The organism is Mycolicibacterium bacteremicum (assembly GCF_002086115.1).
In the GTDB taxonomy this organism is placed as follows: Bacteria; Actinomycetota; Actinomycetes; order Mycobacteriales; family Mycobacteriaceae; genus Mycobacterium; species Mycobacterium bacteremicum.
The window spans coordinates 1-23,377 of sequence record NZ_MVHJ01000047.1; the positions used below are offsets into that span (position 1 = coordinate 1).

The 23,377-nt window shown below is 69.4% G+C and carries 19 protein-coding genes; 11 read left to right on the top strand and 8 right to left on the bottom strand.

Features of this window, described 5'->3' with window-relative positions; translation table 11 throughout:
• The 4 genes from BST17_RS27575 to BST17_RS27590 form a co-directional block, all read left to right on the top strand.
• Positions 1-386 (top strand): hypothetical protein (locus tag BST17_RS27575; protein ID WP_109750333.1); only part of this gene is annotated, 386 nt, incomplete at its 5' end.
• Positions 386-1,009 carry a TIGR03085 family metal-binding protein gene (locus tag BST17_RS27580; protein ID WP_083062194.1) on the top strand — a complete coding sequence of 208 codons (624 nt, stop codon included), beginning with the start codon at positions 386-388 and terminating at the stop codon, positions 1,007-1,009. The genes BST17_RS27575 and BST17_RS27580, both read left to right, overlap by 1 nt.
• Before the next feature lie 51 nt (positions 1,010-1,060).
• The gene (locus BST17_RS27585) at positions 1,061-1,999 is read left to right on the top strand and encodes an LLM class F420-dependent oxidoreductase (protein WP_083062195.1); all 939 of its coding nucleotides are present in this window, start codon (positions 1,061-1,063) and stop codon (positions 1,997-1,999) included.
• Positions 2,000-2,021: 22 nt separating this feature from the next.
• Positions 2,022-2,444, top strand: coding sequence for a hypothetical protein (locus BST17_RS27590; protein WP_234807864.1), 423 nt, complete (start codon positions 2,022-2,024; stop codon positions 2,442-2,444).
• Here BST17_RS27590 and BST17_RS27595 read toward each other — a convergent pair.
• From BST17_RS27595 to BST17_RS27610, 4 genes are all read right to left on the bottom strand, one after another.
• Positions 2,429-3,952 carry a dynamin family protein gene (locus tag BST17_RS27595; RefSeq protein WP_083062197.1) on the bottom strand — a complete coding sequence of 508 codons (1,524 nt, stop codon included), beginning with the start codon at positions 3,950-3,952 and terminating at the stop codon, positions 2,429-2,431. The genes BST17_RS27590 and BST17_RS27595 overlap by 16 nt on opposite strands.
• Positions 3,953-3,972: 20 nt before the next feature.
• Positions 3,973-5,790 (bottom strand): dynamin-like GTPase family protein, encoded by a 1,818-nt coding sequence (locus tag BST17_RS27600; RefSeq protein WP_083062198.1) that lies wholly within the window; start codon positions 5,788-5,790, stop codon positions 3,973-3,975.
• Between the two features lie 79 nt (positions 5,791-5,869).
• Positions 5,870-6,829, bottom strand: a complete 960-nt coding sequence (locus tag BST17_RS27605; protein ID WP_083062199.1) for an IniB N-terminal domain-containing protein — start codon at positions 6,827-6,829, stop codon at positions 5,870-5,872.
• A 248-nt stretch (positions 6,830-7,077) separates the two neighbouring features.
• On the bottom strand, positions 7,078-7,560 hold the full coding sequence (locus BST17_RS27610; RefSeq protein WP_083062200.1) for an Rv0340 family IniB-related protein: 483 nt from the start codon (positions 7,558-7,560) through the stop codon (positions 7,078-7,080).
• Positions 7,561-7,782: 222 nt separating this feature from the next.
• On the opposite strand from BST17_RS27610, the gene BST17_RS27615 reads away from it, so the two are divergent.
• The 3 genes from BST17_RS27615 to BST17_RS27625 all read left to right on the top strand — a co-directional run bounded on the left by BST17_RS27615 (position 7,783) and on the right by BST17_RS27625 (position 15,460).
• The gene (locus tag BST17_RS27615; RefSeq protein WP_083062201.1) at positions 7,783-9,564 is read left to right on the top strand and encodes an Hsp70 family protein; all 1,782 of its coding nucleotides are present in this window, start codon (positions 7,783-7,785) and stop codon (positions 9,562-9,564) included.
• 7 nt (positions 9,565-9,571) lie between these two features.
• Complete coding sequence (gene iniR, locus BST17_RS27620; RefSeq protein WP_083062202.1) at positions 9,572-12,043, top strand: isoniazid response ATPase/transcriptional regulator IniR; 2,472 nt, start codon at positions 9,572-9,574, stop codon at positions 12,041-12,043.
• Positions 12,044-12,238: 195 nt separating this feature from the next.
• Positions 12,239-15,460, top strand: a complete 3,222-nt coding sequence (locus BST17_RS27625) for a (Fe-S)-binding protein (protein WP_083062209.1) — start codon at positions 12,239-12,241, stop codon at positions 15,458-15,460.
• Between the two features lie 60 nt (positions 15,461-15,520).
• On the opposite strand, the gene BST17_RS27630 is transcribed toward BST17_RS27625, so the two are convergent.
• A complete protein-coding gene (locus tag BST17_RS27630) occupies positions 15,521-15,928 on the bottom strand; it encodes a hypothetical protein (RefSeq protein ID WP_234807861.1) in 408 nt (135 codons plus the stop codon).
• 126 nt (positions 15,929-16,054) lie between these two features.
• Between BST17_RS27630 and BST17_RS27635 the strand changes: the two genes are divergently transcribed.
• Positions 16,055-17,335, top strand: coding sequence for a pyridoxal phosphate-dependent aminotransferase (locus tag BST17_RS27635; RefSeq protein WP_083062210.1), 1,281 nt, complete (start codon positions 16,055-16,057; stop codon positions 17,333-17,335).
• Between the two features lie 26 nt (positions 17,336-17,361).
• Entirely contained in the window at positions 17,362-18,582 is a 1,221-nt protein-coding gene (locus tag BST17_RS27640; protein WP_109750335.1) for a YibE/F family protein, read from the top strand.
• Positions 18,583-18,585: 3 nt separating this feature from the next.
• On the opposite strand, the gene BST17_RS27645 is transcribed toward BST17_RS27640, so the two are convergent.
• Genes BST17_RS27645 through BST17_RS27655 form a run of 3 tightly spaced genes read right to left on the bottom strand, consistent with a single transcriptional unit; the run spans position 18,586 to position 21,018 of the window.
• Entirely contained in the window at positions 18,586-18,939 is a 354-nt protein-coding gene (locus BST17_RS27645) for a nuclear transport factor 2-like protein (RefSeq protein ID WP_083062205.1), read from the bottom strand.
• A gap of 10 nt (positions 18,940-18,949) precedes the next feature.
• Entirely contained in the window at positions 18,950-19,687 is a 738-nt protein-coding gene (locus BST17_RS27650; RefSeq protein WP_083062206.1) for a maleylpyruvate isomerase family mycothiol-dependent enzyme, read from the bottom strand.
• 2 nt (positions 19,688-19,689) lie between these two features.
• Complete coding sequence (locus BST17_RS27655; RefSeq protein WP_083062207.1) at positions 19,690-21,018, bottom strand: cytochrome P450; 1,329 nt, start codon at positions 21,016-21,018, stop codon at positions 19,690-19,692.
• Between the two features lie 98 nt (positions 21,019-21,116).
• Here BST17_RS27655 and BST17_RS27660 point away from each other — a divergent pair, with 98 nt between their 5' ends.
• Both BST17_RS27660 and BST17_RS27665 read left to right on the top strand, forming a co-directional pair.
• The gene (locus BST17_RS27660) at positions 21,117-21,749 is read left to right on the top strand and encodes a TetR/AcrR family transcriptional regulator (protein ID WP_083062208.1); all 633 of its coding nucleotides are present in this window, start codon (positions 21,117-21,119) and stop codon (positions 21,747-21,749) included.
• 8 nt (positions 21,750-21,757) lie between these two features.
• Entirely contained in the window at positions 21,758-23,296 is a 1,539-nt protein-coding gene (locus BST17_RS27665; RefSeq protein ID WP_234807862.1) for an alpha/beta fold hydrolase, read from the top strand.
• The last annotated feature ends 81 nt before the right edge of the window (positions 23,297-23,377 follow it).

Consider the following 23,377-nt stretch of genomic DNA (forward strand, 5'->3'; position numbering starts at 1 on the left):
CCATCACCCCGGCCCCGGCCCCGCCGCCGGTCACCGTGCCCCCGGGTGGCGAGAACCTGGCCCCGCAGAACGGATACGTCTACATCGAGACGAAATCCGGGTTGACGCGCTGCCAGGTCTCCGACCGTGCGGTCGGTTGTGAGGCCGAGTTCGAGAATGCGCCGGAGGTCGACGGCTTTCCGGCCAACGGGGTCAACGTCACCGCCGCCGGTGAAGTCACCTGGTTGACAGGCAATCTCGGCGACATCCCGACCGTGCAACTGGACTACCGCACCTATACGGCCCTGGGCTGGACCATCGTCGCGACCGAGGACGGGACCCGTTTCACCAACGACGGGACCGGGCATGGAATGTTCGTCCGGATCGAGGGTGTGGAGACGTATTGATGACGATTGCCCGTAAAGAACGCGCCGCGCTGGTGGACACCCTGCGCGCCACCGGCCCCGACGCGCCGACCCTGTGCGAGGGCTGGACCACCCGGGACCTGGCCGCCCATCTGGTGGTCCGGGAACGTCGCCTCGACGCCGCACCGGGGATCCTGGTCCCGCAGCTGGCCGGCTACACCGCCCGGGTGCAGGGCCAGGTGACGGCCTCCACCGACTGGCCCGACCTGCTGGGCCAGGTCGCCGCGGGGCCGCCGCTGTACTCCCCGTTCAAGCTGCTCGACCCGCTGGTCAACGTAGCCGAGATGTTCATCCACCACGAGGATGTGCGGCGCGCCGGAAAGACTTGGGAGCCAAGGGTTCTCGATGCGGAGACGACGGCGTCGCTGGCGAAGCAGGTGCGCTCCTTCGCCAGGATGACATTGGCCAAGTCGCCGGCGAGGGTCTCGCTGCGTACGACCGACGGCACCACCCTGGCCACCGCGGGCAAGGGTTCCCCGGTGACGGTCACCGGCGAGCCGGGTGAGTTGCTGTTGTTCGCCGCCGGCCGCGAACCGGTGCAGCTGCAGTTCGACGGCGACGCCGACGCGGTCGCTGCCGTCAAGGCCAGCCACCGCGGCCTGTAGCCGAGTTCACCGTCGCGGTCGCGCCGACGCCCGGGGGCTAGGGTGGAACCCATGTCCAGCATCGATTTCCGGGTCTTCGTCGAACCACAGCAGGGTGCCAGCTATGCCGATCAGCTCGCCGTGGCGCGCGCCGCCGAACAGCTGGGGTATTCGGCGTTCTTCCGGTCCGATCACTACCTGGCGATGGCCGGCGACGGCCTGCCCGGCCCCACCGATTCCTGGGTCACGCTGGCCGGCATCGCCCGGGAGACCACCACCATCCGGTTGGGCACCATGGTCACCTCGGCCACCTTCCGCCACCCGGGCCCGCTGGCCATCGCGGTGGCCCAGGTCGACGAGATGAGCGGTGGCCGCGTCGAACTCGGCATCGGCGCCGGCTGGTTCGAGGCCGAACACCAGGCCTATGCCATCCCGTTCCCGCCGTTGGGCGAGCGATTCGACCGGCTGACCGAGCAGCTGCAGATCCTCACCGGACTCTGGGGCACCCCGGTCGGCGAGACGTACGACTTCGACGGCACCCACTACACGGTCAAGGACTCGCCCGCGCTGCCCAAGCCTGCCCAGGATCGCGTGCCGATCATCATCGGTGGGGCCGGTCCCAAGCGGACCCCGGCGCTGACCGCGCGGTTCGCCGGCGAGTTCAACATCCCGTTCGCCTCTTTGGAGGATCTGACCGCCCAGTACGACCGGGTCGCCGCGGCGGTCGCCGATGCCGGTCGTGCCCCGGATTCGCTGGTCTACTCGGCGGCGTTCGTGTTGTGCGCCGGCGCCGACGAGGCCGAGCTGACCCGCCGCGCCGGGGCCATCGGCCGGGAACTCGACGAGATGCGTGGGAACTCACCGCTGGCGGGCACGCCGGGCGAGATCGTCGACAAACTCGGCGCCTTCACCCGCGCCGGGGTGCAGCGGGTCTATCTGCAGGTTCTGGACATGTCCGATCTGGACCACCTGGCCTTCTTCGCCTCCGAGGTCATCCGGCAGCTGGACTGAGGCACGGCTACCATCGGTGGCCGTGACGGGCGATCCGAAGTGGCATGAGCGAACGCCCACCCTGCTCGCGGCCAGCGCCGCGGCGTTGCTCGCCATCGGACTGGTCGTCTGGTTGACGATGGTCGTGGTGCGGCAGGTCAACGCGCCGGCACCTCCGCCGCAGTATGTGACGCCGACCTTCGCCGACGAATCCGGTCAGACCTCCACCACCACCGGGTCGACGTCGACCACCAGCAGCTACGTGCCGCCGGAGACCAGCGACATCCTGATCCCCGAGACCACCACCAGCAGCGAGACCACCACGACGCGCACCACCCGTGAGCGCACCCGCACCGAGCGGACCCGGGACCGCGATGACGACGACGAGGACGAAGAGACCACGACGACGCGTCGCCCCCGGCAGAACGAGACCAGGACGCTGTACCCGAACTACTCGCCGCCCTGACGTCCGCGCGCGTGGAACTCGGCGACCAGCGCCTCGGCGCTGCGCACCGCCGCCCGGCAGGCCCGCGCGGTGAACGGGTCGTTGAGCGGGTGGTCGGCACGGCGGCGCCACCGCTGGGTCGCAGCGAACGCGGCGCGCGGCCCGTCGTCAGATCCCAGGCCGGGGGCCACCGCACCCAGGCCGAGCCTACTGGCCGCGTCGGTGCCGTTGGCACCGATGAGCCTGCGCAGCGAAGCCATCTCATCTTCGGTCAATGTCGTTGGGCGCGAACGCAGTTGACTGAGCAGCCGGAGCTCTTCGAAGGCGTGGGTATCGGCCAGCAGCGGGTCGATGTCAGCCTGGATCGCCCGCGCCGCGTAGATCGGGTTCACCTGCACGAAGCGGCGCAGCGACAGCAGCGCGGTGTGCGCCTTGAGCAGATCGGAGCGCTGCGCGAACTGCTGGTCGATCACATCGCGCAGCGCGACGAGACCGCTGCGCTCCAGCAGCTCGGCGGCCAGCGCCACCGCGTCGCTGATCCCGGCCCGCAACACCGCGATCGAGATGCGCAGACCGAACATGCCGAACCGCTCCAGCAGCGCGGCCCGGGTCGCGGCGTCCACCGGCAGCGTGTCGTCCTCACGGACGAACCGGTCCGCGCTGAGCATGGCCTTGGTGAGTTCGGCGGGCTGGATCCCGGCCAGCTTCTCCAGCGCCACGAACTCGCTCTGGCGCAGTGTGCGGGCGGTCAGCGCCAGCAGACCCGATACCGGCACCACGGCCTGGCAGATACCGGTCTTGTCCATCTCGGCGGTGAACCGGGTGGCCACATCGCGGGCCGACAGCATGGCATCGAGGCGGCCCGCGCCGATCTCGTCGGCGCGGGAGGCGACCCCGATGACGCCCAGCGCGCCGGTCTCCCCGCCGGTCAGTTCCCCGATCTGTTTGAGCAGCGCGATATCGGCGGCGTTGAGGGTGCGCAGCAGGAAGACGACGGCGTCGACCCGCGGCACCCCGTCGGCGGGTACCAGCAGGCGCAGGGTGCGTTCGGAGACGTCGCGCGACAGCGAGGAGGTGCCCGGGGTGTCGATGATGGTGGCGTCGACGAGTTCTGCGGCCGGCCACTGCACGTCGAGATCCTCGATGTCATCGGGGTTCAGGCCGGCGAAGCTGAACGTCAGGCTGCGTTGCTGCTCGCCGGACGTCCGCGCGATCGGCACATTCGACTGCCGGCCGTCGCGGTGGTTGGCGGTCACCTTCGGCGTCGGGCCGTGCCGGAAGGAGGTGACGATGCGGGTGGCCTCGGTGGCGTCGGTGGGTGCGATATCCTCCCCCACCAGGGCGTTGACCAGTGTCGACTTACCCGCCTTGAGGGTGCCGGCCAGCGCGATCCGCATCGGCTGGTTGAGTCGGCGGCCGATGCGCTCCAACTCGGCGTGCACGTCGGGCCGGTGGCGGTAGGCCGGGTCGGCCCGGTAGGCCTGCATGGTGCCGCCGAGGATGGCGCGGACGTGATCGCTGGTGCTCATGACCCGGCCAAGCTTAGTGACTAGCCGGACACCAACTTGTCGGTGTTCTCGATCACCTGCCGCAGGATGTTGAGCTGACGCCGCAGCTCCTTGATCCGGGCGTCCCGCTCGGCCTCCTCGACTTTGGCCGCGGCCAATGCCGCCTGCAGCGACTCGTGAAGCGAGCGGCTGGTCTGGTCGGCGATACCGCGGTAGTGGTCGCGCAGCTGACGCTGGATGGCGCGCAACCGGTCCCGGGACTCCTTGTTCACCACGAAGGAGACGTCGTCGACGAAGCGGCGCACATTGGTCTTGGCCTCGTTGCGCACCCGCAGCATCCGGTTCTCCATGTCCTCCTTGTAGGCCTTGCGGCCCAACAGGAATCCCGCGCCCAGCGACAGCGGGTTGAACATGCCCAGCCCGGCAAAGGAGGTCAGCATGCCGAACATCAGGATGCCGCCGTAGGAGCCGCGCATCCCGGTGACCACCTTGTGGCCGGCCTTGATCGGTTTGGCCTCCAGCCGCGCCAGCGATTTGAACTCCCCGAACCCGGCGCCCATGTCACGGGCGCTGACCTGGGGCAGTTCCACGGCATCCAGGCCGGCCTCCATGAACAGCCGGGCGACCTCGGCGGCCAGCGCGTCGGCGCGCTGGTAGGCCCAGACGAAGTTGTCACCGACCGCGGTCGCGACGGCGTCCTCAAGTTCGGCGCCGATCTCGGCCCAGTGCAGGGTGGGGTCGCAGCCGTCGATCACCTTCTCGGTGTGAGCGGTGATGTGGCGGAAGCGGTTTCGCAGATCGTGGTCGATATCGGCGGTCAGGTCGGCGATACCGTCGTTGAGCGCCTGCTGCCACAGCGCGGTCTGCTGCAACGCGTTCTGAGCCTCCTGCTTCCGTCGTTCCAGTTCGGCGGCCAGCTTCTCGCGGGTATCCGGATTGTCCAGGGCGGCCAGCTCGGTATCGACGGAGAGCCGCAGATGCTCTGCGGCGGCGCGGATCTCGGTGACGACATGGTCGCGGATCCGGTCGGTCTCGCGCGACATGACCCGATCGGAGAGGAACTTGATGATGGCGGGGAAGTTGGATTCCTCGTTGAGATCCTTGTCGTTGAGGCTGATGGCGTGCCCGCGCAGCACGGAACTGGCTGCGATGACCGGGATCTGGACACCGGCGCGGGTCAGGTGGGCGGTGTCTACGGCGACGATGTCACGCCAGTGCGGGTACAGGTCGGTCTTGGTGGCGACGACGGCGGCCACCGGGCAGATCTCGACGGCCTGCCGGATGAAGGTCAGCTCCGGCTCGGTGAACTCCTGGCTGGTGTCGCTGACCATCAGCACGGCATCGGCGTCGGGCAGCAGACCCAATGTGGCCGACAGGTGCGGTTGGCCGTGACCGCCGACGCCCGGGGTGTCGATGAAGGTGAGGCCGTTCTTGAGCATCGGACTCGGGGCGCCGACCTCGGCGCGCAGCACCTCGCGGCCCAGTGCGGCCGGCAGGCGGCGCAGGTCCTGCTTGAGATCGGTCATCTCGATGGGCACGTACTCCGGACCGTCGGCGCCGGCCAGCACCAGCCGAGCGGTCGGCTCCTCGGCATGGGACACGATGGTGGCCACCACGGTGCTCTCGTCGTCGCCCACCCGGGCGACCGGCAGGTTGAGCAGTGAATTCAGCAGCTGACTCTTGCCCTGTTTGAGCTGACCGGCGATGACGACCCGGACGTGCGGATCGGTGATCCTGGCCTTGGCGACCCGCAGCCGCGTCACCAGGTCGGCGCGCTCGTAGAGCTCGGCGATCTTGGTGGTGTGGTCGATGAGCTCGACGATCACCTTGGTCTTGCGCGGGTCACTGGGCTGCGTCATCGTGGTCCCTCCTGAGGGTCCAACCGTAGGCGTGCGAACTGGCGGGGACCAGGAAGCGGTCCCCGCCAGTTCTGGATTTCTAGAACAGTCCGGCGTCGACGTTGGTCTCGACCGTGGTGTCGATGTCGGTCTCGATGCCCACGGAGTTGTCGGTGCTGTTGTCGACCGAGTTGTCGACCACCGTCTCGTCGGCGCTGTTGTCGATGACACCGGAGTTGTCGACGATCACGATGCCGCCGCCGTTGCCGCCGTCGCCGCCGCTGGAGCTGCCGCCGCCGAGGAAGCCACCGCCGGCGACCGATCCGCCGCCGTTGCCGCCGCTGGTGTCGACATCGTTGAGCACCGGGGCGTCGTTGTCGGAGATGATGTCGTCTCCGGCGGTCTGCGAGTTGTCCTCGACCTCGTTCTCGTCGCCGACGATGACGGGCGAGTGGTTGCCGGTCTCGACGTCGACTTTGGAGTTGTCGGTGATGTTGTCGTCGCCGACGACGTTGCCCTCACCGGTGATGTTGTCGTCGCCGACCACGATGTCCTTGCCGGTGACATTCTCGTCGCCGACCACGTTGCCGTTGCCGGTGGTGACGGTGCCGGCGTTGTCGCCGTCGACCACCACGCCGCCGTCGGTGGCGGTGTTGGAGGTCTTGTTGCCGAAGGTGATGTCACCGAAGCCCAGGTTGAATCCGCCGACCTGCGAGTTGGCACCCGAGCTCTGGTCCGGGCTGAGGAACTCGGCGTTGGTCTTGTTGTGGCTGGCGATGTCGGTCTCCGGGGCGAAGGTGCGCTGCGGGGCGTACATCGGGGCGAACGAGTTGGCCAGGCTGTGGTGGTCGGCGACCGCGCGCTGCAGGCCCAGGACCGGATCCCCACCGCCGAGGGCGATGCCGGCCGGTGCCGCGGTGGCCGCGACGGCCTGCAGCTGGGCGGCGGTGACGTTGGGCAGTCCGGCGTCACGCAGGGCCTGCTCGGGGTCGGCGATGAAGGCGCCGGCCAGGTCGGGGCTGCGGAACAGGTCGAGGATGTAGTCGATGATGGTGGTCATTTCGGGGCCTTTCTCAGTCTTCGGATCAGGAATTGTGGAGTCCTGTCGCTGGATGGTCCGGCGAACTGAAGACAACGTTATGGGCGCGCCGGCCCCGCTGAAACGGGGTTCGTTCCCCTCCCGCAGCAGCCCCGTACCGGGGTCTAGGGGTTAACCCCATTAGGGGATTAGGGGGTAGCCCCGGGGTGCGAGTGCGACACGAAAAAGCCCGCCCACAGTGGCTGTGGGCGGGCTCGTTCCGGGGCGGGTCAGTCGAAGATGTCGAAGTCCGGATGGCCGGGGTCGACGGGCTGCTCGGGCGCCGACCAGGCGGCCGGCTCGGGCTCGAAGACCGGATCGGTGACGGGGGCATCCTCGATCACCGGGCTGACCGGTATGTCGTGCGCGGCGAACACATCGTCGAGGGTGCTGCCCGCGTCGTCGAAGCCCTGCGCGGTGTCCACCACCGCGGGAACATCGAGATCATGCAGGTCATCGACGGACACCGGAAGGGCATCGTCGATGCCGAAGGCGTCGAACGCGGCGGTGGCCGCGCCGGTGGCCCACACGTTGGCGTCCGCGGCGGGGGCGACGGTCTCGCTGACCACCGGGATCAACTGGTTGACGTCGGCAGTCGTGACGTCGGTCAGGCCGGCGGCGGCGATGGCCTGCGCCGGGTCGGCGGCGTAGTGCGCGGCCACGTCGGGGTCGCGTACGACCGCCATCACGAAGTCGAGCAGTGAGTTGCTCATGAGTCCCCGTCCCTGAAAGTCCGTTACATCTGAAGCTCGTGCACCGATGTTATCGACGGACGGGCGTACGGAGATCGGTGTTGAACCCACCCGCCGGTACCGCCCATTAGGGGATCACCCGTTAGGGGTTCCGACACGTTAGGGGGATTCCCGCTTCGGCGGTGTCCCAGCCGATAAGGTGTGGCAGAACTGATGAGCGAAAGACAAGGGAGGGGCCGCTCCATGAGCGACTCGCTGGGGTTGTCCGTGGGGGCGACCAACTTGGTGGCGGCCCGGGCCGGGCGGGCGCCGGTGACCCGACGGTCCGTGCTGACCGTGTTCAACGATCGGGCACCCGAGGTGGGCGTCCCGAGCGAGAACCCGAACCTGACCCAACCCGGATTGGTGCTCGGCGGATTCGTCGACCGCGTCGGCGACCCGGTCCCGCTGGTGGCGTCCGACGGCTCCTCGCACCGCGGCGAGCAGGTGCTCGCCGAGGCGCTCGATGCGATGGCCCACACCGTCGGCGGCGGCAACCCGATCACCATCGCGGTCCCGGCGCACTGGACGGCCAATGTGGTGGCCGCGCTGCAGGGCGCGCTGCGTACCAAGCCGGGCCTGGCCGGTGCCGCCCTGGTCCCGGATTCGGTTGCCGCACTTGCCGGTCTGCGCACCGCGGGCAACCTGCCGTCCGCCGGTGTGATCGCTCTTGTCGACCTGGGCGGCAGCGGCACCAGCGTGACGCTGGCCGACGCGGGGGCCCAGCTGGCCCCGATCGGCGCCACGGTGCGCTACCCGGAGTTCTCCGGCGACCAGATCGACCAGGCGCTGCTCAACCACGTCATCACCGGGATCGCCGATGCCGGCGAGGCGGACCCGGCCGGCACCGCCGCCGTCGGATCGCTGGGCCGGCTGCGCGACGAGTGCCGCCGGGCCAAGGAGCGGTTGTCCGCCGACACCGCCACCGCGATCCCGGCCGAACTTCCGGGGTTCAGCTCCGAGGTCCGGGTGACCCGCGCCGAGCTCGACCAGCTCATCGAGACGCCGCTGAACGGTCTGCTGGGCGCCATCGACGAGTTGTTGCAGCACCACAACATCGCCCCCAGTGACATCTCCGCGGTGGCGACCGTCGGCGGCGGTGCCGCCATTCCACTTGTCACACAACGACTTTCGGAGCGTCTGCAGGCTCCGGTGAGCACCGCGCCGCTGGCGGCCGCCGGGGTGGCCGCGGGTGCGGCGCTGGTCGCCGATCTGGCCTCCGAAGCCGGCGCCGCAACCGGGTTGGCGCCGGTCGCCGCCGCAGATTCCGCGCCGACCGGTATGGCACCGACGATGGGGTGGGCCGGCGCCGCGCCGCCCGCCGAGGAGGGACCGTCCGGCGGGTTGGCCTGGTCGCAGGACGAGGACGCCCCCACCGGTGAGCCGGTGCCCTACCAGGGCCCGGACTACCAGACCGGTTACACCCCGACCCCCACTGACGCACGCCCGCCGGTCACCTTCGGCACCGGCGAGGACGACTATCCGGTCGAGCCGGCGCCGCTGCCCTGGTACAAGCGGCCGCCGCTGCTGTTCGGCGCCGCGGCCGCGGCCGCACTGCTCGCCGTCGGCGGGTTGGCCATCACGCTGACCGGCAACAGCGGGCCCAGCGGTCCGGTCACCGAGACCGCCACGAGTTTCTCGACCGAGCCGGTGCGGACCACCGAGACGATCACGGTCACCGATGAGAACGGTGTGGTCACGACCTCCGAGATCCCGCCGCCACCGCCGCCGCCTCCGTCGAGCAGCACCACGACGACCACGCCGTCGACCACATCGTCGACGACCACCACGACCACCACCACGACGACGACGACCACCACGACCACCACCACCACGCCGCCCACCACGACGACACCGCCGGTGACCACCACCCAGCCGCCGGTGACGACCACGCAACCGGTGGTCACCACCACGGTCGCCCCGCCGCCGGAGCCCGACCCGGTGGACCCGGATCCGGTCGATCCCGTCATAGACGGCGCCGCCTAGTCCGATCGTGATCCCGGCGCTGCTGCAGGCACCGGCCGATCCGGTCCGGGTGCTGATCACCGGCGGGATGGGCACCGGCAAGACCACACTGCTCGGCACGGTGCGCGCCGCGCTCCGCGAGGCCGGGGTGACGGTACTCAGCCGCGTCCCGCCGGACGCCGGTCCCGCGGCCGGCGCACTGGTCATCGACGATGCCCACCTGCTCGACGACGACGAGCTGGCCCGGTTGGCCGAGCGCGCCGCCGACACCGACCGCACGGTGGTGGTGGCCGCCGAGCCCTTGGCGCATCATGCGGCGCTGCGCACCCTGACCGTCGCCCTCACCCGGGAGGGGCCCGCCGTCACCCTCGGCCCGTGGTCGGGCGCCGAGATTCACCGTGTCGCCACCGAGAAGGGCGGCGCCGCAGTAACTCCCGAGTTCGTGCAAGCTGTGCAGGCCGCGACGGCGGGCCTGCCGTTCCTGGTCGGCGCGGCGGTGACCGCGCCGCACCGACCGCCGGCGGACTCGGCGCGCTTCGCCCTGGTGGAGCGGTTGCGCACGCTGGACCAGCCGATCCTGGACACCCTGTTGGTCTGCTCGCTCGGGCCCGGCCTGGGGGCCGATGACATCGCCGCGGCGCTGGGCGTGCAGGCCGGCACCGCCCGCGACCTGCTCGACCGGGCGTATGCCGGCGGGCTGCTGATGGCCGGTAGACGCCGGGATTTCGTCGGCATCCTGCACCGTGCGGTCGCCGAGGTCGTCGGTAACGCCCGCCATCACGACATCGAGGTGTCGCTGCTGCGCTCCCAGCTCGAGATGTCGACGCTGTCAAGCGATCTGGCGCTGGCCATGGCCGATCACGGGCTGCGCGACCCGCAGCTGGCGGACGCCCTGACGACCCTGGCCGCCCGCCACCGCGACCAGCCCGCGCAGGCGGCACGGTTGTACCGCGCCGCCACCGATGCCGGCTCGACCCGGCTCAGTGCCGAACTCGCCGACGCGCTGGCCCTGAGCGGGGACTGTGCGGCCGCCGCGCGATTGGCCGATGAGCTGCTGGGCTCGACGGACCCGGCCCAGCGGGCCGCCGCGGTCCGCATCGCGGCCGGCGTCGCGCTGCACGACGGGGGCGCCGCGCAGGCCGCCGACCTGTTCGGTTGGCTGGGCCCCTACCCCGACGCCGTCGTCGGCTCGGCGGCCGCGGTGGTGGCGGTCGGCACCGGTGACGCCACCGTGGCGCGGGCCGCCCTCGACGTCCCCGATACCGGACCGCCCACCTCCAGTGCTCGGGCGTCGCGCCGACTGGCCCAGGGTCTGCTCGACTCGCTGACCGAGCCGTACCCCACCGCGATCGCCACCTTGAGCCAGGCCGTCACGGCGGATCGCCCGGTCTCCGTCGTCGTCCCCGACAGCCCGGCCGCGTTGGTCACCCTCGCCGCCCTGCACGGCGGTGACCCGGTGCGTGCCCGCAGTGTCATCGGCCGGGCCGCCCGCACCGACGCCGAGCCGTTCACCGCCCACCGGCATCGACTGCTGCTGGGCTGGTCGCGGATGCTCGACGGCCGGCTGGCCGGAGCCGCCGCCGAGGTCGCGGCAACCGACAACGCGATATTGCACCGCCGGGATGCACTGTGGGCCTCGGCGCTGCGCACCGCGATCGCCCGCCGCAGCGGTGACACCGGCGCGCTGCAGAAACACTGGTACGCCGCCATGGAGGTGCTCTCGGAGTATTCGCTGGACCTGTACTCGCTGCTCCCGCTCGGTGAGCTGTGGGTGGCGGCGGCCCGCTTGCGCTCGGTAGACCGGCTGCAGCATCACCTCGACGCCGCCTCGGTCCTGCTCGGCCGGCTCGGCAATCCGGTGCTGTGGTCGGTGCCGCTGCACTGGGCCGGCGTGCACGCCGGCATCCTGGCCAACTCCCCCGACGCCGTCGCACCGCACGGGCACGCGCTCACCGCGGCGGCACCGCACAGTCCCTATGCCCGGGCGCTCGCCGCGGCGGGCCGGAGCTGGCTGCGGGTGCTGGCCAACCAGGTCGACGTCGACGAGGTGACCGCCGCGGCCAACGGACTGGCCCAGTTCGGACTCACCTGGGATGCCACCCGGCTGGCCAGCCAGGCCGCGCTGCAGACGCCGGACCCCCGGATCTCGGGGGTGATGTTGCAACTGGCCCGCGACCTCAAGATCACCGGTGCCGACCCGGACGCGCCCGACGGTGATCTTCCACACATGCCGGATCCGGCGGTGTCGACCGGTGTCGCGGCCGGTTCGCCGGCGGCGCTCTCGGCACGGCCGGCGGCATCGTCGAAACTGTCCGACCGCGAGCGCGAGGTGGCCGAACTGCTCCTGCTCGGCCTGCCTTACCGCGATATCGGCAGCCAATTGTTCATCTCCGCCAAGACCGTCGAACATCATGTCGCCCGCATCCGTCGACGCCTCGGCGCGGAGTCGCGATCGGAGATGTTGTCGATGCTGCGCGCGCTCCTGGGAACCCCCGCCTGAATCGGTTCAACGGGGTAACCAACCGACTAGTTAGGTCAGCCTTGCTAGCAATGCCGCAAACGGTGATGTAACTATGAGCAGGCAACTAGCCTAAGTTACTCGTGAGTAACCATACTCAAGTTACTGGCTGGTAACTAACCCTCGGGGAGGCACGCGGTGCAACACACACTCGAAGTGGCCAGGTTGGTCATCGCCATGCTGGCGACCGCCGTCGTCTTGTTCTTCGCCGCCAAGCGCGTCATGTGGCTGACCAAGCTGATCAGCTCGGGACAGAAGCTCGGTGACGAACGCGGCCGCAAAGACGACATCGTCACGCGCTTCCTGAACCAGAACAAGGAAGTCTTCGCTCAGTCGAAGCTCCTGAAATGGTCGATCCCCGGTATCGCGCACTTCTTCACCATGTGGGGCTTCTTCGTCCTCGGCTCGGTCTACGTCGAGGCCTTCGGCGTGCTCTTCGATCCCGAGTTCCACATCCCGCTGGTCGGCCGCTGGCCGGTGCTGGGCTTCCTGCAGGACTTCTTCGCCCTCGCCGTGCTGCTGGGCATCGTCACCTTCGCGATCATCCGCGTCGCCCGCGAGCCCAAGAAGATCGGCCGCGACTCCCGGTTCTACGGTTCGCACACCGGTGGCGCCTGGGAGATCCTGTTCATGATCTTCCTGGTCATCGCCACCTACGTGGTGTTCCGCGGTGCCGCGGTCAACGTGCTCGGCGAGGAGTTCCCCTACCAGTCCGGCGCCTTCCTGTCCGACGGCATGGCCTGGCTGCTGGCCCCGCTCGGCGCGACGGCCAACATGTGGATCGAGACCATCGCACTGCTGGGTCACATCGGCGTCATGCTGGTGTTCCTGCTGATCGTTCTGCACTCCAAGCACCTGCACATCGGTCTGGCCCCGATCAACGTCACGTTCAAGCGCCTGCCCAACGGCCTGGGCCCGCTGCTGCCGATGGAGTACAAGGGCGAGAAGATCGACTTCGAGGATCCCGCCGAGGACGCGGTGTTCGGCCGCGGCAAGATCGAGGACTTCACCTGGAAGGGCTACCTCGACTTCACCACCTGCACCGAGTGCGGCCGTTGCCAGTCGCAGTGCCCGGCCTGGAACACCGGCAAGCCGCTGTCGCCCAAGCTCGTCATCATGAACCTGCGCGACCACATGTTCGCCAAGGCGCCCTACATCCTGGGTGAGAAGGAATCCCCGCTGGAGAACACGCCCGAGGGCGGCCTCGGCGAGAAGGCGATGGGCGAGAAGCACGAGCAGGAACACGCCCACGATCACGTCCCGGAATCCGGTTTCGAGCGCGTCCTGGGTTCGGGCCCCGAGCAGGCCACCCGCCCGCTGGTCGGCACCCTGGAGCAGGGCGGCGTCATCGATCCCGATGTGCTGTGGTCCTGCACCAACTGCGGCGCCTGCGTCGAGCAGTGCCCGGTGGACATCGAGCACATCGACCACATCGTCGACATGCGCCGCTACCAGGTGATGGTCGAATCCGAGTTCCCCGGCGAGCTCGGTGTGCTCTTCAAGAACCTGGAGAACAAGGGCAACCCCTGGGGCCAAAACGCCAAGGACCGCACCAACTGGATCGACGAGGTCGACTTCGACGTCCCGGTCTACGGCCAGGATGTGGAGTCCTTCGACGGGTTCGAGTACCTGTTCTGGGTCGGCTGCGCCGGCGCCTACGAGGACCGCGCGAAGAAGACCACCAAGGCCGTCGCCGAACTGCTGGCCACCGCCGGGGTGAAATTCCTGGTGCTCGGCACCGGTGAGACCTGCACCGGTGACTCGGCCCGCCGGGCCGGCAACGAGTTCCTGTTCCAGCAGCTGGCCGCGCAGAACGTCGAGACCATCAACGAGTTGTTCGAGGGTGTCGAGACATCGAAGCGCAAGGTCGTGGTGACCTGCCCGCACTGCTACAACACGATCAACCGCGAGTACCCGCAGCTCGGCTCCGACTACCAGGTCGTGCACCACACCCAGCTGCTCAACCGGCTGGTCCGCGACAAGAAGCTGATCCCGATCAACCCTGTCGGCCAGGACGTGACCTACCACGACCCGTGCTTCCTGGGTCGCCACAACAAGGAGTACGAGGCCCCGCGTGAGCTCGTCGGCGCGGCCGGCGCGAAGCTCACCGAGATGCCGCGCCATGCCGATCGCGGCCTGTGCTGTGGTGCCGGTGGCGCCCGGATGTGGATGGAAGAGCACATCGGTAAGCGCGTCAACCAGGAGCGCACCGAGGAAGCCCTGGACACCGGCGCTTCGGCGATCGCGACCGGGTGCCCGTTCTGCCGCGTCATGATCACCGACGGTGTCGACGAGGTGGCCACCGCGTCCGACCGGGAGAAGGCCGAAGTCCTCGACGTGGCGCAGCTGCTGCTCGCCTCGCTGGAGACCAGCGTCTACACGCTGCCCGAGAAGGGCACTGCCGCGAAGTGGTCGGCCGAGCTCGCCGAGAAGCGGGCCGAGGCCGAGGCGACTGCCGAGGCCGCTGCGCCTGCCGTGGAAGAGGTCGAAGACGAGGTCGTCGCCGAGGAGGCCGCCCCCGCGGCCGCCGAGGCTCCGGCCGCTGCCGCCCCCGTGAAGGGTCTCGGGATCGCCGGTGCCGCAAAGCGTCCCGGCGCGAAGAAGGCCGCCCCGGCCGCATCCGCTTCCGCAGCGGAGGCTCCGGCCGCCGACGCGACTCCGGTCAAGGGCCTGGGTATCGCCGGGGGCGCCAAGCGTCCGGGTGCCAAGAAGGCCGCAGCACCGGCAGCGTCGGCGCCGGCCGAGTCCAGCGCCGCGTCCGAGGCCCCCGCTGCTCCTCCGGCCAAGGGCCTGGGAATGGCGGCGGGTGCCAAGCGCCCGGGTGCGAAGAAGGCGGCCCCGGCTGCCGCGGCACCTGCGGCGGCTCCCGCCGAGGCCGAGGCGCCCGCCGAACCCGCCAAGCCCGAACCCGAGGTGAAGGGTCTCGGTATCGCGGCCGGCGCACGCCGGCCGGGTGCCAAGAAGGCCGCTGCGCCTGCTGCAGCGCCGAAGGCCTCGCCCAACGAGGGTGAGCCGACGGTGACGCAGCCGCCGAACGTCGACCCCGATCACGCGCAGGCGGGCGCCAAGGAGGACACGGCCGACTCGGACAAGGGCCTCGAAGAGGCCAAGCCCGAACCGCCGGTCGTCGGCCTGGGTATCGCCGCCGGTGCCCGCCGCCCCGGGTCGAAGAAGGCCGCGGCACCCAAGCCCGCGGCTACGCCCGAGCCCGTCGCCGAGCCTGAAGCCGACGCCGAACCGGTGCAAGCCGAGGCCGAGCCGGTGCAGGCCGAGCCCGTCGAGGAGACCCCGGCCCCGACGTCCAACGGGTCCGGTGATGACTCCCGCATCGTGGGTGACGAGGCTCCGGTGGTGGGTCTGGGCATCGCCAAGGGCGCCCGTCGACCGGGTAAGCGCTAACTTCCTGCGATTTGTGGCGTCTCGCCCGTAACCATTACGGGTGAGACGCCACAACTCGTTTCAGACCGCCTTCAATTGAAATGGCGTCGCGCTGGTGATTCCGCCCGGGCAGGTGCCATTCGAATCGGCGGACAAAACACCCACCAGCGTCACCGGATCAATGGTCATGTGTACGACCGCCGGTGCGTAACTGCCGTCGGGACAGATGAATCCGTCCGGTTTGGTCACCGAGAGATTCCAGATTCCGGCGGCCAGTGTCATCGGGCTGGTCCACCCCTGGTTGCTGGACACCGTGCCCGCACAGCCGGCCGGCGCGCAACTGCTGGTGATGGCCCAGACACTCTCCGGATCACCCTCGGCTCCCGAGTAGGAACCGTTGAGCAGCGGCGGCTCGGCCTGTGCGGATCCCGCCAGCATCAGGGCGGCCGCCGCGGCCATTGCGAATGCCGCACCCAGCGACCGTGTCATCGACGTCATAATGGATCGGAAAATAGCACCGCGCCACCGAATAACCACCGAAGCGCCCGCGTATTCACCGACGTAACGGTCAAATTGTTATGCAGCCCGGAAATCCGTTTGCCGGCGCGTGGGAGACTGTTACCCGTGAGTACCCATCAGCTTCCCGACCGAACGTGGCATCAGAGCCCGCAGCCGCGTCCGCGGACGTTCGCCCAGTCGACCAAGCTGCAGGACGTCCTGTACGAGATCCGCGGCCCGGTACACGAGCAGGCCTCCCGCCTGGAGTCCGAGGGCCACCGCATCCTCAAGCTCAACATCGGCAACCCCGCCCCGTTCGGTTTCGAAGCCCCCGACGTGATCATGCGCGACATCATCGCCGCGTTGCCGACCGCGCAGGGCTATTCCGACTCCAAGGGCATCATCCCGGCCCGGCGCGCGGTGTTCACCCGCTACGAGCTCGTCGACGGTTTCCCCCGCTTCGACGTCGACGACGTCTTCCTGGGCAACGGGGTCTCCGAGCTCATCACGATGACGCTGCAGGCCCTGCTCGACAACGGTGACCAGGTGCTGATCCCGGCGCCGGACTACCCACTCTGGACCGCCTCGACCGCGCTGGCCGGCGGTACCCCGGTGCACTACCTGTGCGACGAGACCCAGGGCTGGAACCCCGATATCGCGGACCTGGAGTCCAAGATCACCGAGCGCACCAAGGCGCTGGTGGTGATCAACCCGAACAATCCGACCGGGGCGGTGTACAGCCGCGAAATCCTGGAACAGATGGTCGAACTCGCGCGCAAGCATCAGCTGCTGCTGCTCGCCGACGAGATCTACGACAAGATCCTCTACGACGACGCCAAGCACATCAGTCTCGCCTCGCTGGCCCCAGACCTGTTGTGCCTCACCTTCAATGGGCTGTCGAAGGCGTACCGGGTGGCCGGTTACCGGTCGGGCTGGCTGGTCATCACCGGTCCCAAGGAGCACGCGAGCAGCTTCATCGAGGGCATCAACCTGCTGGCCAACATGCGATTGTGCCCGAATGTGCCTGCCCAGCACGCCATTCAGGTGGCCCTGGGCGGCCATCAGAGCATCGACGACCTGGTGCTGCCCGGCGGCCGGCTGCTCGAGCAGCGCGATGTCGCGGTCGAGAAGCTGAACTCGATCCCCGGGGTGTCCTGTGTGAAGCCCCAGGGTGCGCTGTACGCGTTCCCGCGGCTGGATCCCGAGGTCTACGACATCCACGATGACGAGCAACTGGTGCTCGATCTGCTGCTGCAGGAGAAGATCCTGGTCACGCAGGGCACCGGATTTAACTGGCCCACACCGGATCATCTGCGGATCGTGACGCTGCCCTGGGCCCGTGATCTGGCAGCCGCCATCGAGCGGCTGGGCAACTTCCTGGTCAGCTACCGGCAGTAACAGCCGCACCGCCTACGCTGTTGCGGGTGGCCCACTCGCACGCACATTCTCATTCGCTGAGCGGCCCGTCGCCGCTCGGGCCGCTGGCCGCCCGGATCGTCGTCGGGCTGCTCATCGCGATCGCCGTGGCGACCCTGGCCGGTGTCGCACTGCTGTGGCCCAGCCAGCAGAAGCTGGAGATCCCGCTGCCGTTCCAGAACTCCGCGGGCGGCGGAGTCAGCACCGAGGCCGGCCAGGTGGTGTCGGTGTCGGAGGCCACCTGCGGCGGGCCGACCGTGGGCGCGGTCATCACCTCGGCACCGCCACCCAGCACCGGAGAGACCCACTGCACCCAGTCGTTCATCCAGATCGGCTCCGGGCCCAACGAGGGCGCCTACACCCTGCTGGAATTCAGCGGTGGTCCGGGACAGCCGCAACTCGTCGTCGGTGACGATATCCGGATCACCCGGGCCGTCGACCCGACCGGCACCACCATCTACTCGTTCTACGACTACGAGCGCACCTGGACGCTGACCGCGCTGGCATTGGCCTTCGCGGTGGTCGTGGTCGTGGTAGCCGGCTGGCGCGGACTGCGCGCGCTGATCGGCATCGCCGTCGCGTTCGCGGTCCTGGTGCTGTTCATGCTGCCCGCCCTGCGCGACGGCGCCGACGCGATACCCGTGGCGCTGGTGGCCTCCTCGGTGATCCTCTACGCCGTCCTCTATCTCGCGCACGGGGTCAGTCTGCGTACCAGCGCCGCGCTGCTGGGCACGCTGACCTCACTGCTGCTGGCGACCGCGCTGTCCTGGGGTGCGATCAAGCTGACACATCTGACCGGGTTGTCCGAGGAGGAGAACAACGCTGTCGCCACCTTCCTGGGCGGGGTGTCGATCACCGGGCTGCTGCTGGCGGGCTTCATCATCGGCTCGCTCGGCGTGCTCAACGACGTCACCGTCACGCAGGCGTCGACGGCGTTCGAGCTTGCGCAGCACAGTGATTCGCGGCGGGCGATCTTTTTCGGCGCGATGCGGGTGGGCCGCGATCACATCGCCAGCACCGTCTACACGCTGGTCCTCGCCTACGCGGGCAGCGCGTTGCCGCTGCTGTTGCTGTTCAGCGTGGCCGACCGGTCGCTCGGCGATGTGCTGACCGGCGAGAGCGTGGCCATCGAGATCGCGCGCTCGGCCGTCGGCGGTATCGCACTGGCCCTTTCGGTTCCATTGACGACGGGCATCGCGGCGGTGCTGGCCACCCCGCGCCGCGCCTGACCGTCAGGCGTCCAGGTCGTCGTCGGTCAGTCCGGTGGCGGCCAGCGCGGCATCCAGATCGTCGTGCAGGAACACCGAGGTGACCTGGTCGTGCACCACCCGGAACGCCGACGCGGCGGTGCCCGTGCCGTTCACGGTCTGTTCGGCGACGACGACGCCGTCGCGCACGTAGAGCTTGCCGGTCTCGGCGGTGACGCCCTCCTGCGCCCAGTCCAGCAGCGCCTGGTGCCCCTGTGCCGCGCGGTCGGCGGTCGCGATCTCGATGTCATCGCTGGACAGCTTCACCAGCGTGTCGTAGTCACGCGCGTTGAGGGCGTCATGCCAGGCGAGGACGGTGGCGATCTCCGAGGTGCTCATGTCCCAAACTCTAGAACGGCGTACCGGCCAGCCACTGGTCCCATACGCCCGCGTCCCCCAGCACCTCCAGGCCGGCCTGCTCGGCGGTGCGCCGACGGGTGATGGCCGACAGCAGATCGACCGCCCGGCCCCGCAGCGCCACCGAACTCTTGCCGTGCGCATGCGTCCAGGCCACCCCGGCCTCGTCGTGCACCACGGTCCACTCCCCGGTGGGGCCCAGCCCGTCGTCGGTGGCGTGCAGGTGCAGCGATTGACCGGGCGGGATCGGCTGGTGCTGGGCGGTGGACAGGTCCAGCCACTCGCTGACGCCGTCGGCGGCCAGCTCGGCGGGCAGGGTGAATTCCCGGCCGAGGGCCAGTGCGGCATCGGCGCGATGCACGGTCTGCTCGTGCACACGGCGCCGGATCCACCAGCCCGGGATACGCGGACCGGTGAAGGTCCACACCTTGATGTTCGGCCCGGCCTGCTCGACGGCGTCGATCAGCGCCTGGGCACCGTCGTTGAGCCAGTCGATCGCTTCGCCGAGGCCCTCCGGGGGCTTGCCGTCGCGGACCTCGCGCGGGTCCAGCGGCTCGGTGCGCCGGTCGGCGATGATCTGTGTGCACCAACGGTTTCCGCGTCCCACGTGGCGGAACAGCTGTTTGAGTGTCCATTCGCCGCAGGTCGGCACCGGCGTGGCGGGATCGGCATCGCGGATCAGTTCGCCGAAGCTGCTGGTCTGTTCGAGCAGGGCGGCCCGGAAGTCCATGTCTACGACCGTAGCGCGGCTCGGGGGTCGCCGAGGGCGATTGGCAGGCTCGACCAGCCGCGCAACACGCGGGTGTCGCGCCGGGTTCCGGCACCGGCCAGTGCCGCATGCGGATAGCGCTCGAAGAAGGTCCGCAGCCCGACCTCGCCCTCGGCGCGGGCCAGCGCCGCGCCCAGGCAGAAGTGCCTGCCGCCGGAGAACGACAGATGCTTACCGGCATTGGACCGTTCGATGTCGAAGCGGTGCGGATCGGTGAACACATTCGGGTCCCGGTTGGCGCCGGCGATGTAGACCAGCACGGCTTCCCCGGCGCGCACCTGCCTGTCGGCGAGCTCGATGTCTCTGGTGGCGATGCGCGCCGAGAGCTGCACCGGGGATTCCAGTCGCAGGATCTCCTCGACGGCGGTCGGCCACAGCTCGGGCCGGGCCGCCAGGGTGTCCAGGTGCTCGGGGTGCTGCAGCAGCAGCCGGATACCGCTGCCCAGCAGGTTGACCGTGGTCTCGAAGCCCGCGGCGAGCACCAACCCGGCGGTGGCGACCAGTTCCTGTTCGGTCAGCGGGCCCTCATCGGATGCCTGCGAGGCGGTGATGATCTGGCTCATCAGGTCCTCGCCCGGGTTGCGGCGCAACTCGCGCAGATGCGTGATCAGCCAGTCGTTGAATCCTTCGACCGCGGCGCTGACCTCCTGGTACTGCGGCCAGGTCAGGCCGATGTCCAGGCTGGCCGCACCGTGCTCACCGAATTCCAGGACGCGCGGGCGGTCCTGTTCGGGAACACCGAGGATGTCGCCGATGACGGTGACCGGCAACTGCCCGCAGTACCGTTCGACGATGTCGACGGTGCCGGTCTCCTCGGCCAGGTCATCGAGCAATCGGTTTGCGGTGTCCTGCACACGATCCCGCAGGGCGGCGACCGCCCGGGTGGTGAACACCGAGGAGACCAGCTTGCGGTAGCGGGTGTGCTGGGGCGCCTCCACCGAGAGCATCGACGGTGGCTGCAGCGGATGCAGCACATCGGGTTTGGTGCGGTCGATCACCCACTGCAGCGGTGCGGGCAGATTCGACCCGAGCGCGAGAACCCGGAAGTCCTCGGAACGCAGCACGTCGCTGCAGATCTTGTGGTCGACCGACATGTAGACCACCCGGCCCTTCACCAGTGGGCCCTGGGCGCGTAGTTCCTCGGTGAACGGGACCGGGTCCTCGCGGATGCTGCGGTCGGCGATCAGTCGGCCCTGCGGGTCACCGCGGCGAGCGAACAGCTTCGAGATCCCCCGCACGAATCCGTGCATGGCCATCCAGTGGATGCGTGTGCGAACTGGTCCCTGTGCCATTGGCTTCCCCTGCCCATGTCCGGTGTCGATCCACTCCCCGGCCGTAACCGAATCGCGGTTCGGTTCTGTGATCGCAGCCTACCGAATTACAATTCGGTGTGGCAAGGATCCGAATACCGGCGGCGCAACGACGGGCCCGCATCCTGGACGCAGCCGTGGAGGCCTTCGCCGAGCACGGGTTCGCCGAGGCCAAGATGCAGGACATCGCCCGGTTGGCCGGGGTGGTGCCCTCGGTGCTCTACGACCACTTCGGGTCCAAACGCGAGCTGCACATCGCCGTCCTCGAAGAACACGCCGCGCAGTTGCGCGAGCGCTCGCTGCGCCGGGTCGAGGGCGCCACGCCCGAGGAACTGGTCCGCGCCGCGATCGCCAACTATTTCGAGTTCGTCGAGGCCGATCCGTTCATGTGGCGCTTCCTGCACCGCGATCCCCCGGCCGATCCGGAGACCGCGGCCGTGGTGCAGGAGATCGCCGACCGGGGCACCGCGGGCATCGCCGACCTGATCCGGTTCGGCGCCGGCGACACCACCTCGGTACGCGGCATCACGCTCGACGACTCGGCATGGATCCTGGCGTGCGCCACCCAGTCGGCCTGCCACGGCGTGGCCACGTGGTGGTACGAGAACCGCGACGTGCCCCGCGAACGCGTCGTCGAGCTGGTGTTCATGCTGTTGTGGCAGGGCTTCGACGGCATGCTGCGGCACGGCTCGACCGACCAGAATCAGCCCTGACGACTACCGTGGCGGTCCTGAACCCCACGCCCACCTCCCGACCGCGGCGCGCCACCCGGTGGATCGCCGCGCTGGCCGCTGCCGCACTGGCCGTGGGGTGTGCACCGGGCACCCCGGCCGTGCCGTCACACTCGACGACCGCGTCGCCGGCGGCCATCCCGGCGTGGTGCCCGAGCATCCTGCACCACGTCACCGAGTGCGGCGTGATCGAGCGCCCGCTGCTCGCCGGCGCACCCCAGCTGGGCGACATCGACATCGGCTATGCCCTGGTACATCACAGCGGAGACGCGGCCGAGCCGGCGGGCACGATCATGCCCAACCCGGGCGGGCCCGGCAGCCCGGTGATCGCCTGGGGATTGGATGTCGCCGCGCTCACCCCGGCGCTTCTCGACGACTACGACGTACTGCTGATCGACCCCCGGGGCGTGGGCGAATCCTCGCCGATGGAATGCGATATCGACGGCTCCGCCTTCGGCACCGGCACCCGGGAGGACCAGCGCGACGCGGTGGCCGAGTGCGCGGCCAATCTGGGTCCACGCGCCGGTGCCTACACCTCAGCCGCGACCGCCGACGATTTCGATGCCGTGCGTGAACATCTCGGCATCGATCGGGTGATCCCCTACGGCTCGTCGTATGGCACCTACCTGATGACCGTCTACGCGCAGCGCCATCCCGACCGGGTGCAGTCGATGGTGTTGGCCGGCGCGTACCCGCTGCACTTCGATCCGCTGCAGCGCCCCAACGCCGACGCCGTCGACCTCACGCTGCGGCGCATCTGTGAACGCAGCCAGGAATGTGACGGCGACACCGCGGTCGCGGATCTGCGCGCGGTGACCGCCGCCCTGCGCGAGGCTCCCCTGACCGTCGACGACGCACCGGTGACCGAGGCCGAATTCGCCAACCTCGTCTTCGAGGGCGCGACCAGCGGTGTCGGTGGCGATCCGGACGCGATGACCCCGCTGGGTCAACTACCCGCGGCGCTGCACAGCTTCGTCGGGGGCGACGACGGGCCGCTACGGGACGTGATCGACGACATCGGGCTGCCGGGGTACACCCCGGTCGGCGACGACCTGTACATCGCCATCTCCTGCAACGACTATGTGCCGCTGTGGTCGACGAAAGCCGATGCCGCGCAACGCGAAGACCAGTACCAGCGGGCGCTGGCCGCGGCCGGAACGCTGGGGTCGTTCAGCGCCCAGGGGTTCGCCGAGGCGCAGCACGACGGCGGGGACATCTGCATCGACTGGCCCGCCGTCGCCGGTCATCCGCGGCCCGATCAGGTGCACACCGCGCTGCCGGATGTCCCGGTCCTGGTGCTGTCCGGGGATCTGGATGCCGTGACCCCCGACGCCAACGGCCGGCTCACCGCCGCGCAGTTCCCGACGTCGACGTTCGTGTCGGTTCCGAATCTCGGCCACACCCCGGACAACGATCCGAGCGGCTGCGTCGCCGACATCATCGAACAGTTCGTGCGCACCGGCGACACCGGCTCGCTGGACTGCCTGGCCGACATCCCGCCGATCGCCGTCGAAGCGGTATCGGACTGAGTCGCGATCAGTTGCAGAAGATCAGGAAGCAGTTCCCGCCCTGGCCACCGCCACCGGGTCCCTGCCCACCCGGACCCTGGC

Coding starts and splice junctions, on each gene's coding strand:
- BST17_RS27580 (WP_083062194.1), top strand. CDS start 386: ATGACGATTGCCCGTAAAGAACGCGCCGCGCTGGTGGACACCCTGCGC.
- BST17_RS27585 (WP_083062195.1), top strand. CDS start 1,061: ATGTCCAGCATCGATTTCCGGGTCTTCGTCGAACCACAGCAGGGTGCC.
- BST17_RS27595 (WP_083062197.1), bottom strand. CDS start 3,952: ATGAGCACCAGCGATCACGTCCGCGCCATCCTCGGCGGCACCATGCAG.
- BST17_RS27600 (WP_083062198.1), bottom strand. CDS start 5,790: ATGACGCAGCCCAGTGACCCGCGCAAGACCAAGGTGATCGTCGAGCTC.
- BST17_RS27605 (WP_083062199.1), bottom strand. CDS start 6,829: ATGACCACCATCATCGACTACATCCTCGACCTGTTCCGCAGCCCCGAC.
- BST17_RS27610 (WP_083062200.1), bottom strand. CDS start 7,560: ATGAGCAACTCACTGCTCGACTTCGTGATGGCGGTCGTACGCGACCCC.
- BST17_RS27615 (WP_083062201.1), top strand. CDS start 7,783: ATGAGCGACTCGCTGGGGTTGTCCGTGGGGGCGACCAACTTGGTGGCG.
- BST17_RS27625 (WP_083062209.1), top strand. CDS start 12,239: ATGCTGGCGACCGCCGTCGTCTTGTTCTTCGCCGCCAAGCGCGTCATG.
- BST17_RS27630 (WP_234807861.1), bottom strand. CDS start 15,928: ATGACACGGTCGCTGGGTGCGGCATTCGCAATGGCCGCGGCGGCCGCC.
- BST17_RS27645 (WP_083062205.1), bottom strand. CDS start 18,939: ATGAGCACCTCGGAGATCGCCACCGTCCTCGCCTGGCATGACGCCCTC.
- BST17_RS27650 (WP_083062206.1), bottom strand. CDS start 19,687: ATGGACTTCCGGGCCGCCCTGCTCGAACAGACCAGCAGCTTCGGCGAA.
- BST17_RS27655 (WP_083062207.1), bottom strand. CDS start 21,018: ATGGCACAGGGACCAGTTCGCACACGCATCCACTGGATGGCCATGCAC.